The 15,158-nt window shown below is 62.6% G+C and carries 7 protein-coding genes and 1 pseudogene; 5 read left to right on the top strand and 3 right to left on the bottom strand.

Annotated features, from left to right (window positions below):
• Nucleotides 1–7: 7 nt before the first annotated feature.
• On the top strand, nucleotides 8–1,216 hold the full coding sequence (bcsZ, locus tag PQQ52_RS05530) for a cellulose synthase complex periplasmic endoglucanase BcsZ (protein WP_408207606.1): 1,209 nt from the start codon (nucleotides 8–10) through the stop codon (nucleotides 1,214–1,216).
• Complete coding sequence (locus PQQ52_RS05525; protein WP_408207604.1) at nucleotides 1,207–6,006, top strand: cellulose synthase subunit BcsC-related outer membrane protein; 4,800 nt, start codon at nucleotides 1,207–1,209, stop codon at nucleotides 6,004–6,006. Before bcsZ ends, PQQ52_RS05525 begins: the two co-directional genes overlap by 10 nt.
• A gap of 809 nt (nucleotides 6,007–6,815) precedes the next feature.
• Here the strand turns inward: PQQ52_RS05525 and PQQ52_RS05520 are convergent.
• Nucleotides 6,816–8,048 carry a DUF2252 domain-containing protein gene (locus PQQ52_RS05520; protein WP_408207602.1) on the bottom strand — a complete coding sequence of 411 codons (1,233 nt, stop codon included), beginning with the start codon at nucleotides 8,046–8,048 and terminating at the stop codon, nucleotides 6,816–6,818.
• 458 nt (nucleotides 8,049–8,506) lie between these two features.
• On the opposite strand from PQQ52_RS05520, the gene PQQ52_RS05515 reads away from it, so the two are divergent.
• From PQQ52_RS05515 to PQQ52_RS05505, 3 genes and pseudogenes are all read left to right on the top strand, one after another.
• Nucleotides 8,507–11,191, top strand: coding sequence for a response regulator (locus PQQ52_RS05515; RefSeq protein WP_408207600.1), 2,685 nt, complete (start codon nucleotides 8,507–8,509; stop codon nucleotides 11,189–11,191).
• 36 nt (nucleotides 11,192–11,227) lie between these two features.
• Nucleotides 11,228–12,151: a DUF72 domain-containing protein gene (locus PQQ52_RS05510; RefSeq protein WP_408207598.1), complete on the top strand. Its 924-nt coding sequence runs from the start codon at nucleotides 11,228–11,230 to the stop codon at nucleotides 12,149–12,151.
• Between the two features lie 23 nt (nucleotides 12,152–12,174).
• Nucleotides 12,175–12,384: pseudogene (locus PQQ52_RS05505) on the top strand (SGNH/GDSL hydrolase family protein); the annotation flags it as partial.
• A gap of 197 nt (nucleotides 12,385–12,581) precedes the next feature.
• On the opposite strand, the gene PQQ52_RS05500 reads toward PQQ52_RS05505, so the two are convergent.
• Entirely contained in the window at nucleotides 12,582–13,739 is a 1,158-nt protein-coding gene (locus tag PQQ52_RS05500) for a cytochrome-c peroxidase (protein WP_408207751.1), read from the bottom strand.
• 95 nt (nucleotides 13,740–13,834) lie between these two features.
• Nucleotides 13,835–15,067 (bottom strand): alkaline phosphatase family protein, encoded by a 1,233-nt coding sequence (locus PQQ52_RS05495; protein WP_408207596.1) that lies wholly within the window; start codon nucleotides 15,065–15,067, stop codon nucleotides 13,835–13,837.
• Between the last annotated feature and the right edge of the window lie 91 nt (nucleotides 15,068–15,158).

Below are 15,158 nucleotides of genomic sequence, written 5' to 3'. Positions count from 1 at the left end.
GACTGATATGCCGGTTCGAACCAACAAGACACGCGTGGCGCTGACACTCGGACTTGGTCTTGGACTTGTCCTTGCGGCGACCACGAGTTTCGCCAATCTCATCAAGGTGGCCCAGACCACGTCGGCACCGGCTCAGACGGGGCCGTGCAACAACGACTGGCCGGCGTACCGCACGTTCGTCGAACACTTCGTGCAGGCCGACGGCCGCGTGATCGATTACTCGTCGCCGACGCTGAAGACCACCTCGGAAGGCCAGTCGTACGGTCTGTTCTTCGCGCTGGTCGCGAACGACCGCGCTACCTTCGACCGGCTCCTGAACTGGACCCGCACCAATCTCGCGGGCAATCAGTTCGATCCGCAGAATGTCCGGCTGCCGTCCTGGCTCTGGGGCAAGAAACCGGACGGCTCGTTCGGCGTGCTCGATCCGAATGCCGCGTCCGACTCCGACCTGTGGATTGCCTACGACCTGCTGCAAGCCGGCCGCCTGTGGCATGAGGCCAGTTATACGCAACTCGGCCAGGCGCTCGCCGCGCAGATCGCGCGCCAGGAAACGACAACGCTGCCGGGCGTCGGCCCGATGCTGCTGCCCGGGCCGCAGGGTTTCAAGGACGGCGGCGTGACGCGCCTGAATCCGAGCTATCTGCCGTTGCCGGTGCTGCGCGCATTCGCAAAGGACATGCCGAACGGCCCGTGGGCCAAGCTCGCCGACAGCGCCTACAAGCTGATCAGGACCACCGCGCCGCAAGGCTTCGCGCCCGACTGGGCAGCGTGGCAGAACGGTCAGTTCGTGGTCGATCCGAAAGAGGGTGACACCGGCAGCTATGACGCGATCCGCGTCTACCTGTGGGCCGGCCTCACGTCGCCCGCCGATCCGCTCGCCAAACCCTGGCTTGCGGCGCTCGGCGGCATGCGCGCGAAAGTTGCCCAAACCGGCATTCCGCCCGAGAAGGTCTCGTCGACCACCGGTGCGGCGAGCGGCGAAGGACCGCTGAGCTATTGGGGCGCGCTCGCGCCGTACTTCAAGGCGCTCGGCGACGAGCACGGCCTCGGTCTCGCGCGCACGCATCTCGCCGTGCTCGACACCGGCGTGCCGGGCCGTGAACCTGTCTATTACGATCGTGTGCTGGGCTTGTTCGGCACCGGATTCATCGACGGCCGCTATCGTTTCGACGAAGCCGGCCGTCTCGTGCCGAGTTGGAGAAATGCATGCGATTGAGCGCCCTCGCGTTTTCATTGCGGTTCGCGCTGAGCCTCACGGCCGTCTGCTGCGTGGCGACGGCTTCGCCTGACGCGTTGGCGCAGGCGTCGAAAGATCCTCTGAGCGTGCTGATCGATCAGGGCAAGTACTGGCAATCGCATCACCGTGGCGACCTCGCCGAACAGGCGTGGCAGAAAGTGCTGAGTATCGATCCGAAGCAGCCCGATGCGCTTTACGGCATGGGCATGGTGCTCGCCGACCGCAAGGACGGTGCGGGCGCGCAGCAATATCTGGCGCGCCTGAAAGCGGTCGCGCCGAACTATCCGAATCTGGACGAACTGGGCCGCCGTCTTGGCGAATCGAGCCTGCGTGACCAGACCGTCAACGACGCGAGGCGCCTTGCACAAACCGGTCAAAGCGCGAGCGCCGTGCAGGAATATCAGCGCGCGTTGAACGGCAAGCCGGCGACGCCCGAACTGCAACTCGAGTATTACCAGGCGCTCTCGGCCACACCGCAAGGCTGGGATCAGGCGCGCCGCGGCCTGGAACAGCTCGCGCGCGACAACCCCGACGACCCGCGCTATACCCTCGCCTACGCACAGCATCTGACGTATCGCGATGTGACGCGCCGCGACGGTATCGCGCGCTTGCAGAAGCTCGCCGCCGACAGCACGGTCGGCGCGTCGGCGAAGAAGGCCTGGCGGCAGGCGCTGTTGTGGCTCGACGCACGGCCCTCCGATGCCGCGCTGTACGAAGCGTATCTGCAAGGCGCCACCGATGACGCCGCGGTCAAGGCGCGCTACGAGTCAATGGTTCAGCAGGACAAGGCGGCCCGCGATCGCGCGCAGCAAAACGCCACGGTCGACGTTCGTGGACGCACCATCGCTGACGGTTTTGCCGCGCTCGATCGTGGCGACCTCGGTACGGCGCGCGCGAAGTTTTCGTCAGTTCTGGCGAATAGTCCGAACGACACCGACGCGCTCGGCGGCATGGGTATCGCCGCGTTGAAGCAGGAACGCTTCGCCGAAGCCCGTAACTATCTGGAACGCGCGTCGCGCAGCGGCAATCCGGCGCGTTGGAAAACCGCGCTCGATAGCGCGACCTACTGGACCTATACGAGCGACGCGATCGGCGCGCGCAGCAACGGTGAGTTCGCGAAGGCGAAGGCGCTCTTCGAACATGCGATCGCGCTGAATCCGTCCGACGTCACCGCGCAGGTACTGCTCGGCGAAATGCTGCTGTCGAACGGCGACCCGGTCGGCGCGGAACAGGCTTACCGGATGGCGCTGCGCCGCCAGGCCGACAATCCCGATGCGATTCGCGGCCTCGTCGGTTCGCTCGCCGCACAAGGCCGGGGCGACGAGGCGCTGCAATTCGCCAATCAGTTGAACACCGAACAGCAATCGAAGGCCGGCGGCATCAATCGTCTGCGTGGCGAAGCGCAGGCCGCGCAGGCGCGCGCGGCCGAAGCGCGGGGCGATCTCGGCAGCGCCCGCAGCCTGTTCGAAGACGCGCTGCTGAACGATCCCGACGACCCCTGGCTGCGTCTGGACCTCGCGCGCATTTACGTGCGACAGGGCGCGGTTGCGAATGCGCGCAGCATGATGGACGGACTGCTCGCCGCGCATCCCGACATGACCGACGCGCTGTATGCGAGCGCGTTGCTGTCGGCGGAAACGCAGGACTGGGCCACCGGTCTCGCGCAACTCGAACGGATTCCGGTCACGCAACGCACCGACGCGATGACGACCTTGCAGCACCGCTTGTGGGTGCATCAGCAGGCCGACCTCGCGACGCGGATGGCGCGTAACGGCCAGTCGCAACAAGCACTGGCGACGTTGCACGCGACCGAGCCGGTCGCCGGCAACAGCCCCGAGTTGATCGGCGTGATCGCGGCCGGATATCAACAGGCCGGTGACCCGAATCGCGCGTTGAGCCTCGTGCGCAGCGCGATGAACGCGGCGCCCGGCAACACCGATCTGCTGCTGCAGTATGCGGGTATTCTGTCCGCCACACAGCAGGACGCCGAACTCGGCATGGTGATGCGACGCCTCGCGTCGATGCAATTGACGCCGAAGCAGCGCACGGATTTCGGCAATCTGAATCTGGGTATCGTCATCAAGCAATGCGACGCGGTGCGTCAGCGCGGCGACCTCGCCAGCGCCTACGACGTGATCGCGCCGTGGCTGGCGGCGATGCCCGACAATCCGGATCTGCAAACCGCCCTCGGCCGCCTCTATTCGAGCGCCGGCGACGACCGCAATGCGCTCGCCAGTTACCGCGTCGCGCTGCAACGCAAGCCAGACGACCTGAACCTGCTGCAAGCGACGATTCCCGCGGCGGTCGGCGCGAAACAGTTCAGCTACGCCGAATCGCTCGCCAATCAGGCGCTCGCTGCGGCGCCAGGAGACCCGGGTGTGCTGGCGACGGTCGGCCGCATGTATCGCGCCGAAGGCAAGCTGTCGCTCGCGTCGACTTATCTGCAACGCTCGCTGGTCGCGGCCAATACACCGCTGATGGCCAACGCGCCACGCACCAATGCGCCGAGCAATGTGCCGCGTGGCTGGGAAGTCGCGATGCGCCGGATCGGCGCGACACCGCTGCCGGGCACCAATCCCTTCGAAGGTAAAACCGCCACGGTCACACCGACCGACGCCGACAATGCCGCGCTTGGCCAGAGTGGCTTCAATGCCGCGCGTGCGTCGCTTCCGTATTCGCAGTCCTCCTTACCGTCACAGACCGTGCCGAACTATCCGCCTCCCTCGCAGCCCGCGCCTTACGTCGCGCCCTATACTGCGCCCGCGCAGCCGTATTCGCCAAACGCCGCGCCTACCGCCGTTCCGTATAACGCGCCGCGACCCGATACGAGCCCAGGTGGCTACGGCCAGGAGACCAACGGGTCGAGCCAGTCCGGCGCGCCGTTGCAACCGTATCCGGGACAAGGCGAGCCGCAGATGCAAACGCAGATGCAGCCGATGCAGCAGGCCCCGCAACAGCAGTACAACCCGGCGTATCCGCAGCAGACGGGCTACCCGCAACAAGCTGGTTATCCTCAACAAGCTGGCTATCCTCAAGGGCAATATCAGCAGCCGCCGGACGGCTATGCGCCCACGCCGTGGCCGATGTCGCCCGCGGCACGCGAAGCGCAAGCCAATACCGGTTCGATGCAACAGCCGCGTTACACGGGTTCGGCCACGACGACGAAACGCACGGCCAGCAAGAAACAAAGCACATCGAAGAGCACGCGCAACGCGCAAGCTTATGCGCAGGCGCCGTATGGGCAGAGCCAGGCTTATCCGCAGCAACAGCCCTATGGCCAGCAGCCCTATAGCCAGCAGCCTTATCCGCAGCAACAACAGGGCTACGCGCAGCAGCCTTATCAACCGTATCCGCCGCAGCAAGCTTACGGTCAGCAGCCTTATCAGCCGTATCCGAATCAGGGCTCCGGCTATTACGCGCAGCAACAACAGCCGTATATCCCGCAGCCGCCGACCGGTTATGCGCAGCCGTATTACCCGCAACAACCCGGCGCGAACGGCAACGGCGGCAACTACCCGCAGCCGAACGTCGCCAACACGCAGACGCTTGGTGTCGCCGAAGAACTGGCGCAGGTCAATCGCGAGCAGTCGAGCAGTGTGTCGGGCGGGATCGTGTTCCGCAATCGTGAGGGCGAAGACGGCCTGTCGACGTTGACAGATATCGAAGCGCCCGTTCAAGGGCGTATCAAGGCCGGCAACGGTCATATCGTCATAACGGCGACCCCGGTTACGCTGGACGCCGGCACTGCCTCGGGCAATCTCTCGACGCTCGCGCGATTTGGCGCGGGGTTATCCAATAGTACGTCCGCGGCGGCGGCGGTTGCGGGTACCAACAACTATGGCAGCCAGACCGCAAGCGGCGTGGGTCTGTCGCTTGGCTACGAAGGCCGCAGTGTTAGCGGCGATATTGGCGTGACGCCACTCGGTTTTCCCGAGAAGAACATCGTGGGCGGCTTGCAATACAACGGCAGCATTACCGACAAGGTGTCGTATTCATTGGCCGTCGCGCGCCGCGCGGTGACTGACAGCCTGCTGTCGTATGCCGGCGCACGCGACTCGGGCTCCGGCCTTGAGTGGGGCGGCGTCACGTCCAACGGCGGACTCGCCAGCCTTGCATGGGATGACGGCACCAGCGGCCTGTATGTGAACGCCGCGTACCAGCACTACATGGGCTACAACGTCGCGAGCAATAACGCGGTCAAAGGTGGCGGCGGTATTTACACGCGGCTGTTGAAGGATGCCGACCAGACGTTGACTATCGGTGTGAACACGACACTGATGTCCTATAACAAGAATCTGTCGTACTTCACTTATGGCCAGGGCGGGTACTTCAGTCCGCAGCAGTATGTGATTCTGAATCTGCCGGTGGAGTGGACTGGGCGCAATGGCGCGTTTACCTATGACGTGAAGGGGTCGATCGGCGTACAGCATTATCGGCAGGATGCGTCGAATTACTTCCCGCTCAATGATGGTTCCAGCCGCCAAGGCGATGCTGCGGCGCAAGCCAAAACCCTCGGCACTGGTCTGGATAGTGATGCGGTTTATCCTGGGCAGAGTAAGACGGGGGTTTCTTATTCGCTTAGTGCGGTGGGGGAATATCAACTTGCGCCGCAGTTGGCGTTTGGAGCGACTGCGTCGCTCGGCAATGCTTATGAGTATCGCGAGTGGCTCGCGGCTGTTTATGTGCGGTATAGCTTTAGTAAACAGACTGGCTTGCAGCCGTTTCCGCCTACGCCGCTTAGTTCGCCGTATTTGTCGTTGTCGAATTAGGGTTTTTTGCCTTTGGCGGCGGTATTGTTGGTGGTTTTGTGGCAGTGTCGTTGTTTGGTTTTTTTTGCCTGCGCGGCGCTTGTTTTTGTGTGCCTGCGGCGGTGGGCTTTTCTTGTTTTTTTGCCTGCGCGGCGCTTGGTGTCTGTGTTTTTATGGCTTTGGCCTTTCCTTGAATTGTTATTGGTTTATTAGCGTCGCCCCTGTGCGGGGCGGGCACCTACTTTTCTTTGCATGCCGCAAAGAAAAGTAGGCAAAAGAAAGCGGCTCAAACCGCTAATTCTTAAGTGGGTCCCCCGCACAGTTGCGGTAGTGGTACATCTGGAATCTGTGTTCCCGCACACTCCGCGTTAGTGACAAGGGCGTCATTCTTCCGGCGGCGCTGCGCGCGCCGAAGCGCAATTCTCAGAAACGATTGCTGCGTTTTTGCACTCACGTTTCATTCGGAATTTCGCCGAGGCGAAGCCGACGGCTCCCGCCGCGCTTAAACGAAGTCTCCGGTTTCCCAGGCATACTCGTCCGCGACGCACGCAGTGCGGAGTGGGAGCTGATGAGCACTTTGTCACTTACGGCAAATCTGCGAGGGCACGGATTCCAGATGTACCACTATCCCCTCCAAGCCAGGGGACCCACTTATGAGCTAGCGGTGTGAGCTGCTTTCTTTTGCCTACTTTTCTTTGCAGCAGGCAAAGAAAAGTAGGTGCCTGCCCCGCACAGGGGCGACACTAATAAACCAATAACAATTCAAGGAAAGGCCGACGCCATAAAAACACAGACACCAAGCGCCGCGCAGGCAAAAAAAATCAAACCACTTAGTTATCCTGCCTCTCAATAGCATACCGCCGACAATGCTCCAAATACCCAGCCGCATGGCTACTAACCAACTCCACAATACTTTTCCAAAGCCACCCCGGCGCATCGAGGGTCTTCGACCGATTCCTCCGCAACTCAGCAAGCCAGGCCGCACGCTCCCCACCATCCATCTGCCGCGCATGCGCCCTCCCCACCACCATCGCAAGAAAACGCGCAGCTTTCATCGCCTCATCCTGAGTCAACTGCTCGATCGTCAGCTTCATATCCTGCGGCAGCAACTCGCGTATCACCACAGCGCGATCCGATAACCGCGCCGCCCGCATCCGCTCGCCCAGCGATGGCGACAAATGCCGTGCCCCCTCCACAACCCGCTCGGCGTTATCCCGCGGCATGCGCACGCCAGGATAGCGCGGCGCCGCCGCCTGCGCAGCTTCCTTGATGTCGATCAGGCATAGATCGTCGCCATCCACCGCAGCACCGTCGATGTCCAGCAGCACCGCGTACCGCAAGCGCCCGAGCGAACTGCATCCCTTCACCCAGTAAGCCGCGTCGAGTACCTCGACCTCAGCGTCGTCACCATTACCGCGCAATACCGTCGCGAGCCGCGCCAGCGAACCCTTCTCGAACAGCGCCTCGATCTCGCGCCGCTCGCGCTTCGCCAACGGCCAGAACCGCGCACCAAGCGGAATGCTCGGCTCGACATCCTCAATCCGCTCCTCCGCCAGATGACGCCACGAACGGCGCACCGCTTCCTTCATCACCACCCTCACCGCCTCAGGCTTCTCGGCGCGGATGTCGGCATCGCCAGCCGCTTCGTCGAAAGCACGCTCGTAGCCGTCCGCCAACGCCTCCATCATGAGCACGGTCGTGACACCCGGCAGGTCCGAACCGCGCGCGGCCGTCGCCAATGACAGGCCAAGACGAATCAGATCGTGCGCGGGATTGCCGATCACCGTCTGGTCGAGGTCGCGAATCTGGATTTCGACGCGTCCTTGTGCATCGGCGACCGGCCCCAGATTGCCGGTATGGCAATCGCCGCAGATCCAGATCGCCGGACCTTCCGGCAACGCATGACTCTTCATTCCTTCGAGCCATTCGTAGAACTTGCTGGTGTTGCCCCGCACATACGCATGCGCCGAGCGCGCCATTCGGGCGTTGCGGCGCGTGGTCAGCAGCGCCTGACGTGCACCCGGTTTAGGCAGTTTGTTTCGTGTGATGTTTTTCTTCGGCATCGTATGGCCCGCGTTTTATTGAAGTTCGAATTCGATGTGGCGCCCGCCCCACCTTGCACCCGTTGGTGCAAGCAAACAAGTCCAGGCAGCACGAAACACGCCCGCCCTTTCCTGCCGCCGAGGTGCACCGTTCGGGTCGCGCCAAGGCCGTCGACATCCAATCAGAGCCGGCGACCCGTGCGCTTCTTTCCGGGTCCCGCGCGCTGACTTGAGCAACGCAGGTAAAAGTTGCGAGGCGGTTCGCGACGACGGCTCGGCTAAACCCGCAGAGCCCCTTCTGATACGCCACCAGACCAGCGTTGTGACCTACAATTATCGCTGCCGCCCGGCCGCTTCGCGCCGGCTCGCGGCGCACGGCAGAAGATTCATCCCGCCTCCTGCTGAACACATTCGCGCGCGCCATGCGCGCCGGCAGAGTGGGGACACATTTATCGACGTGATCTCTGTGGAGCGCAGCAATGCCATTCCCGGCACAAGACCATGGCTGCCCCGGCTGGAACGGGGAAATGGCGCGTCGCATCAGCGAATTCGACTGGACCGCAACCGACCTCGGCGCCATCGAAAGCTGGCCGCGCAGTCTGATCGCCACCGTTCAAATGCTGCTCGCCTCGCCCGTGCCCCTCGTGCTTCTATGGGGCAAACCGGGCTACATGATCTACAACGACGCCTACGCGATATTCGCGGGCGGACGGCATCCGTATCTGCTCGGCTGTCAAGTCGAACACGGCTGGCCGGAGGTCGCCGATTTCAACCGGCATGTGATGCTCACGTGTCTCGCCGGCGGCACCCTGTCGTATCGCGACAAGGAACTGGTCCTGCTGCGCGACGGCAAGCCAGAAGATGTCTGGATGGACCTCTACTACAGCCCGGTCGCCGACGACAGCGGCGCACCCGCCGGCGTACTCGCCATGGTCGTCGAGACCACCGCGCGCGTGCTGACCGAGCGCTGGCGGCAGCGTGCCGAAGCGGAGCTGCACGAGACCAACGAACGGCTGCAACTCGCCCTCAATACCGGCGCCGTGCTCGGCACCTGGGTGCTCGACGTACGCACCGGCACCGTCACCGGCGACGAACGTTTCGCCCGCACCTTTTCGTTTCCGCTCGACGAGGCCGCGAAAGGGGTCGAGCGCAATGCCGCGGCACAAGTGATTCATCCGGACGACCAGCCGCTCAACGAGCGCATGACGATCGAAGCGATGCGCACCGGCCAGCCGTTTCGCGCCGAATACCGGATTCGCCGCCCCGATGGCGACTATATGTGGGTGCAGGCGAACGGCCAGTGTGAGTTCGACGAACAGGGGGAGCCGACCCGCTTTCCAGGCGTGCTGATCGACATCCACGAACGCAAGATCGCCGAACAGTCGCTGCGCCAGTTGACCGAAACGCTCGAACAGCGCGTTACCGATGAGGTCGCGGCACGGGCGGTCGCCGAAGAGCAGTTGCGCCAGGCTCAGAAGATGGAAGCGATCGGCAGCCTCACAGGCGGCGTCGCGCATGACTTCAACAACGTGCTGCAAGTGATCAACGGCAATCTGCAGATGCTCGCCGCCGATACCAACGACAGTCCGGCCACGTTGCGGCGTTTGTCCGCCGCGACCGATGCCGTCAAACGCGGCGCGAAACTGGCCGCGCATCTGCTCGCCTTCGCGAGACGCCAGCCGCTCTCGCCGACCGTGCTGAACCCGCGCCGCCTGCTCGCCGGCATGAGCGAGATGCTGCACCGCGCGCTCGGCGAGACTGTCAAGATCGAAACGGTATTGAGCGACGATCTGTGGCACGTGCAGGTCGATCGCAATCAACTCGAAAACGCGCTGCTTAATCTCGCGATCAATGCGCGCGACGCGATGCAAGCCGACGGCACACTCACCGTTTGCGCGACGAACCGCGTGCTGGACTCGGTGTTTTGCCACGGCAAGCCGGAACTCTCGCCGGGGCAATATGTGGTGTTCTCGGTGAACGATACCGGCACCGGCATGAAGCCCGAAATCGTGGAGCGCGTCTTCGAACCGTTCTTCACGACCAAACCCGACGGCCATGGCACCGGCCTGGGCTTAAGCATGGTATTCGGTTTCGTCAGACAAAGCGGCGGCCATACGTTGATCGACAGCAAAGTGGGACGCGGCACCACCGTCTCGCTATTTTTCCCGCGCTGCTGCGAGCCGGAAACAGCGGAAACCGTCGATCAGACCGCGGCGCCCGTGGGCGGCGGTGAAACGATCCTGGTGGTCGAAGACGATGCGGATGTGCGCCTGACCGCCGTCGAAATGCTCGCGCAACTCGGCTATAAAGTGCTGACAGCATCGAGTGGCGACGCGGCGATCGAATTCATCGATAGCGACGTGCCGATCGATCTGCTGTTTACCGATGTCGTGATGCCAGGCCAGGTGAAAAGCGTGGAACTGGCGCAGCGTGCAGCGGCGCGTTCACCCACGGTGCCAACACTCTTCACCTCGGGCTATACGCGTGACGAGATCGTCCATCACGGCAAGCTCGACGCCGGCATCACGCTGCTCTCCAAGCCGTACCGGCGCGACGATCTCGCGCGCAAGGTGCGCGGCGTATTGCGCGCTGGAATCGCCGACGTGAGTGTTGGGCAGATCGCCCCCTGCGTGCCACGTGCGGTTTACGATCCAGCCAGCGTATCCGCGGCGTCCGAGCCGCGCGAAATCCTGCCGCACGAGCCCGACTCCGCGGGCGAAAACTCACTCGCCAACGTCTCGGCGAGCGCGCTCGGGAATTCAATGGCCAGTCCGCCGCCACGCCAAGCCGGCACGCCGGCTCGTGTGCTGCTGGTCGAAGACGACACCGATTCGCGTGATGCACTCAGCGAACTACTCGGCGCGCTGGGTCTCGACTGCACGGCGGTCGCGAGCGCCGAAGAAGCGTTGCCGCTCATGCCCGCGCAACGTTTCGACATCCTGTTCACGGACCTGACCTTGCCCGGCATGTCCGGCGACAACCTGGCGCGTGTGGTGCTGCGTCAGCAGCCGGACATCCGCGTGTTGCTGGTGTCGGGCTATGGCAAGAATGCCGACATCGGCGACACCATCCCGGGCGCCCGGCTGCTCGGCAAGCCGCTCGATATCTCGCAGTTGCGGTACGAACTCGCGTACTGGCTCGATCATACGGAGGCGGCTTCCTAGGCTCATCGACTCCTCGCAATCGACACAACTCCACTGATGGACATCCGCTGCGGCACCGCAGGCTGGACCGATAAGACGCTCATTGCCTGCAAGCGCTTCTATCCACGCGGCAGCAGCAGCGCTGAGGCCCGGCTGCGCTTCTACGCGTCGCAGTTTCCGCTTGTCGAAGTCGATTCGGCCTACTACGCGATGCCCTCAGCGAGCAATGCGCAGTTGTGGCGCGAGCGTACACCGGAGGGTTTCACCTTCAACTTCAAGGCGTTTCGCCTTTTCACCGGGCATCAGACTTCACCCGACGTCCTGCCCAAAGACATTGCAATGGCGCTGCCCGAAGGCATCACGGGTCCGCGCAAAGAGAATGTCTACTACCGCGACGTGCCCGCCGAAATCCGTGACGAGCTGTGGCGGCGCTATCTGGACGCACTGGAACCGCTGCGCTCGACCGGACGGCTCGGCGCGGTGTTGTTCCAGTTCGCGCCGTGGATCACGCGCGCGACGGACGGTCTCGCCCTCGTCGACGAATGCCGGGCGCGCATGGCCGGCTATCTGATGGCCGCCGAGTTTCGCAATCAATCCTGGTTCGACGATCAATACGCGCAATGGACGCTCGACTTTCTGCGCGAGCGCAGCCTCGTCCATGTGATAGTCGATGCCCCGCCGGATGTGACGAATCGCGTGCACACGATATGGGAGGCGACCCATCCCGAGCTCGCGATGGTACGTTTGCACGGCCGCAATACGCAGACGTGGAGTGCGACCGGCGCGGCGAGCGCCGCCGATCGCTTCGATTACGACTACAACGACGGCGAGCTGGCCGAACTGGCCCCCTCGATCCGCGCAATCGCGACGCGGGCCGGCCGCACCCACGTCATTTTCAACAACTGCTTCGAAGATCAGGGGCAGCGTAATGCGAAGACGCTGATGAGCATCCTGGCGGCGGCCGACCTTCCGCGACGATAAGGCATCCTTTTTGCTCAGCGACCAATAGTTCGTTTACGATCGATACCACTCATAAGTTGAGTGCGCAAAGCGGTCTCGGCTATGCCGAGGGTGGCGCCACGGTGGCGACGCCGGCGAACCAGAACGACTTTCTTACCGATGTGATCGGCAACGTCGAAATGCCGGTCAACCAGCAGGTGTCGAGCTATCTGAACACGCACGGGAGTTTCAATTCCGGTCAACTGATCCTGGTCTTGGTCATTGAGCCTTGAGATCACGATGGCTTCAATGAACAGCGCTTTGTCGAAGTCGCGTTCAAGCTTGCATCGCCTGTTGCAAGGCTGCAAGACACCGCTGGTCAAGCGGGCGAAATAGTAACGCGCGGCGCCTTGGTCACTCCACTGTCAGCGTATGCCTCGGGTTCGAAAGCGTCCCCGTTCTCGTCCGGTCACTATCTTCTGTAGCCGTCGTTCAGCGTGGTGAGAAAAGCGGCGACGTCGTCGATATCCTGCTCGGACCACACGGGGCGCTCGCCCACTTTGCGCGTGAGCGGCTCGTCGGTCGTATCGACATTCACGCGCAGCGCAACCGGCAAGTCATTGAATTTATCGACCTTGCCGCGCGCGTCTTTCGGATACCACTTCGCCGGATTCGTATCGCGCTGAACGTAGAAACGCAGCGCATCCTTCAGCGTATGGAAGCGGCCGTTGTGAAAGAACACATGCCGCGTCGCCGTGTTACGCAGCGACACGGACTTGAAAAGTCCGCAGTTGCTCTTGTCGCTCGACTGATCGGTGCGTAGCGGTCCACACAAACCCATATCGAAGTACTTCGGATCCGCGTTCGCACGCAACTCCGGATTGCGTGGCACGCCGAGTGCCTGGAAGTTGAAGTCGGTAAAAAGTGGATGCGAGCCGTCGACACCCGATTGATCGATGTGACACGAGGCGCAATTGCCGCCCGCCGGATCGTCGAACAGCTTCTTGCCGTGCAATTCGCGTGCCGTCAACTGGACCTTGCCATCAAGGTAGTCATCGAACTTGCTGGTGTACGGATGAAAACTCGGGTCTTCGAGCTCGAAGCGCTCGATGGCGTACATCGCCTGGGCGAACGCCTTGTTGGGATCGGTGAAAATGTTCTGGCCGAACACTTCCCTGAAGCGCGCCGCGTACGGCGCCTGCTCCAGTTTCGCGAGCACTGCCGCCGGGTCCTTGTTGGCCATCTCGTCCGGATTGAACAGCGGGAAGCTCGCCTGGTCGTGCAGACGGTTGAAGCGCCCATCCCAACCGAAGCCACCAACCGGCGCGTTGTCCGTCTCGCTCAGACGCTCGGACATGCTGGCCGCCTGCGCATGACTCCACATCGGCGTGCGGTTCAGCACGTAACGCAGGCTCGGCACGGCGCGCGTGCCTTGCGAGCGCATCCCGGGCCCACCCAGTTGCGCGGCCAGCCCGTTGGGCGGCCCGTACGCGTGCGACGGGCTATGACAGCTCGCGCACGACATCTTGCCCGACGCCGACAACGATGCATCGAAGAACATCAGCTTGCCGAGCGCAGCGGCATCGCTGTATGCGGGCGGCAAGTCGGTCGGCGCCGCACCTGCTGCCATCGGCAACAGGACAGCGCCTGCCAGCACAGCGAGCGCTGCGAGTCGCGCGGCAGTGCGCCCGGTGAATCGCGTTGCACAAACCGGCATCTGATCGCTTACAGGTTCGTGAAAATGTCGTTGCCGAACCCGGCCAGACCAGCCTGCCCCGCGTAGCCGAGATAACCTAGCTGGAAGATGTCTTCAATGCTCCTGAGCATCGAGTAATGGTTGTACTGCACTGTCGACACCGTGCCCGGTTTGATGAACTTCGAGATCATCACGGCACCGGTCTGATCGCCGCCGAAGCTCTGCTTGGTCAGGTTGATTGTCGCGCCCTTGTACGACAGCGACGAAGTCTCCGGGAACGCCGGCAGATTCGGACCCGGCTGCTGGCTGCAGCAGGTTGTACCCGCGAAAGTCAGCTGCGTTTGTCCCGCCGAGGGCTGGCTCACTGACGCGTAGCTGCTCTCGTCGAAATTGACGATCAACAGACCGTCCTTCTGGAACGCCGGCGAGGCGGTGATAATTGGCACCCACTTCTGCAGGAATGTGTTCGCGCTCGTCAGGCCGCCCGGCTGGCCGTTCACGCACGGCGCGTCGTGGCCGTCGTCGCACAGATTCGGCGTAATCAGGTTGAAGTTGGCGGTGGTCGAGATCGATTGCAGGTCGGTTGTGAGCCTGTTCAGATTCACAACGTTCTGGACGCAGTCTGACGAATCGATGATCGAGTGGAAGTACATGAACGGGTTGTGACGCGTCGCGTACTGGTCGCCCAGCGGTACCGCCGCGCTCGGCGCTTGCCCAACCTGTGTGAGGTCGGTTGTGTTGAGCGCCGGATGACCACAGGTGGTGGCTTCACGCGTCGGGTCGTTGCCCATATCGTCTTCATAGCCCTTCCATGTCAAACCAGCAGCCTTCAGTTGGTCCGGCAGCGTCTTGATGCTCGCCGGATACACACAGCCCGAGCCGATCGCCTGACCGTCCGCCGTCATACCCGTGAGCTTGAAGTCCTGGTAGATCGGGCAATCGTTGTCCGTTTCCGGCGTCGGCGCCTGACCGCTGATCATCGAGATGTAGTTGTCGAGGCTCACGTGCCCGGTTCCGTAGTACTGCTGCACCAGCGCGCCTTGCGAAGCCAGTGTCTGCGACAGATACGGCGCCTTGCTGTTCGCGCCGAAGGTGGTCGCGTAGTTTTCGTTTTCGAGCGTGATGACGAAAACGTGTTTGATCTGCTGCTGGCCGGTCACATTGAGTGACGAAGATGATGAGCCACACGCGACGACGATAACGCCGACGAGAAAAGCAGAAATGGTAGCGAAAAGTGCGCGCATCCAGGTGCGTTTTGACATTCCCTTCCCTTTTGATTGTGTTTTATAGATCTGATCGAGTCGCCATGCTTCTCGATTATTTTGCATAACGAATAAATTCAGATTGAATCGT

The organism is Paraburkholderia sediminicola, assembly GCF_046030555.1.
GTDB classification, from domain to species: Bacteria; Pseudomonadota; Gammaproteobacteria; order Burkholderiales; family Burkholderiaceae; genus Paraburkholderia; species Paraburkholderia sediminicola_E.
This window is presented reverse-complemented; position numbering and strand designations above follow the sequence as displayed.

Bases quoted from the DNA above. Each gene is read 5' to 3' on its own strand.
- bcsZ (WP_408207606.1), top strand. From the start codon at position 8: ATGCCGGTTCGAACCAACAAGACACGCGTGGCGCTGACACTCGGACTT.
- PQQ52_RS05525 (WP_408207604.1), top strand. From the start codon at position 1,207: ATGCGATTGAGCGCCCTCGCGTTTTCATTGCGGTTCGCGCTGAGCCTC.
- PQQ52_RS05520 (WP_408207602.1), bottom strand. From the start codon at position 8,048: ATGCCGAAGAAAAACATCACACGAAACAAACTGCCTAAACCGGGTGCA.
- PQQ52_RS05515 (WP_408207600.1), top strand. From the start codon at position 8,507: ATGCCATTCCCGGCACAAGACCATGGCTGCCCCGGCTGGAACGGGGAA.
- PQQ52_RS05510 (WP_408207598.1), top strand. From the start codon at position 11,228: ATGGACATCCGCTGCGGCACCGCAGGCTGGACCGATAAGACGCTCATT.
- PQQ52_RS05500 (WP_408207751.1), bottom strand. From the start codon at position 13,739: ATGGCAGCAGGTGCGGCGCCGACCGACTTGCCGCCCGCATACAGCGAT.
- PQQ52_RS05495 (WP_408207596.1), bottom strand. From the start codon at position 15,067: ATGTCAAAACGCACCTGGATGCGCGCACTTTTCGCTACCATTTCTGCT.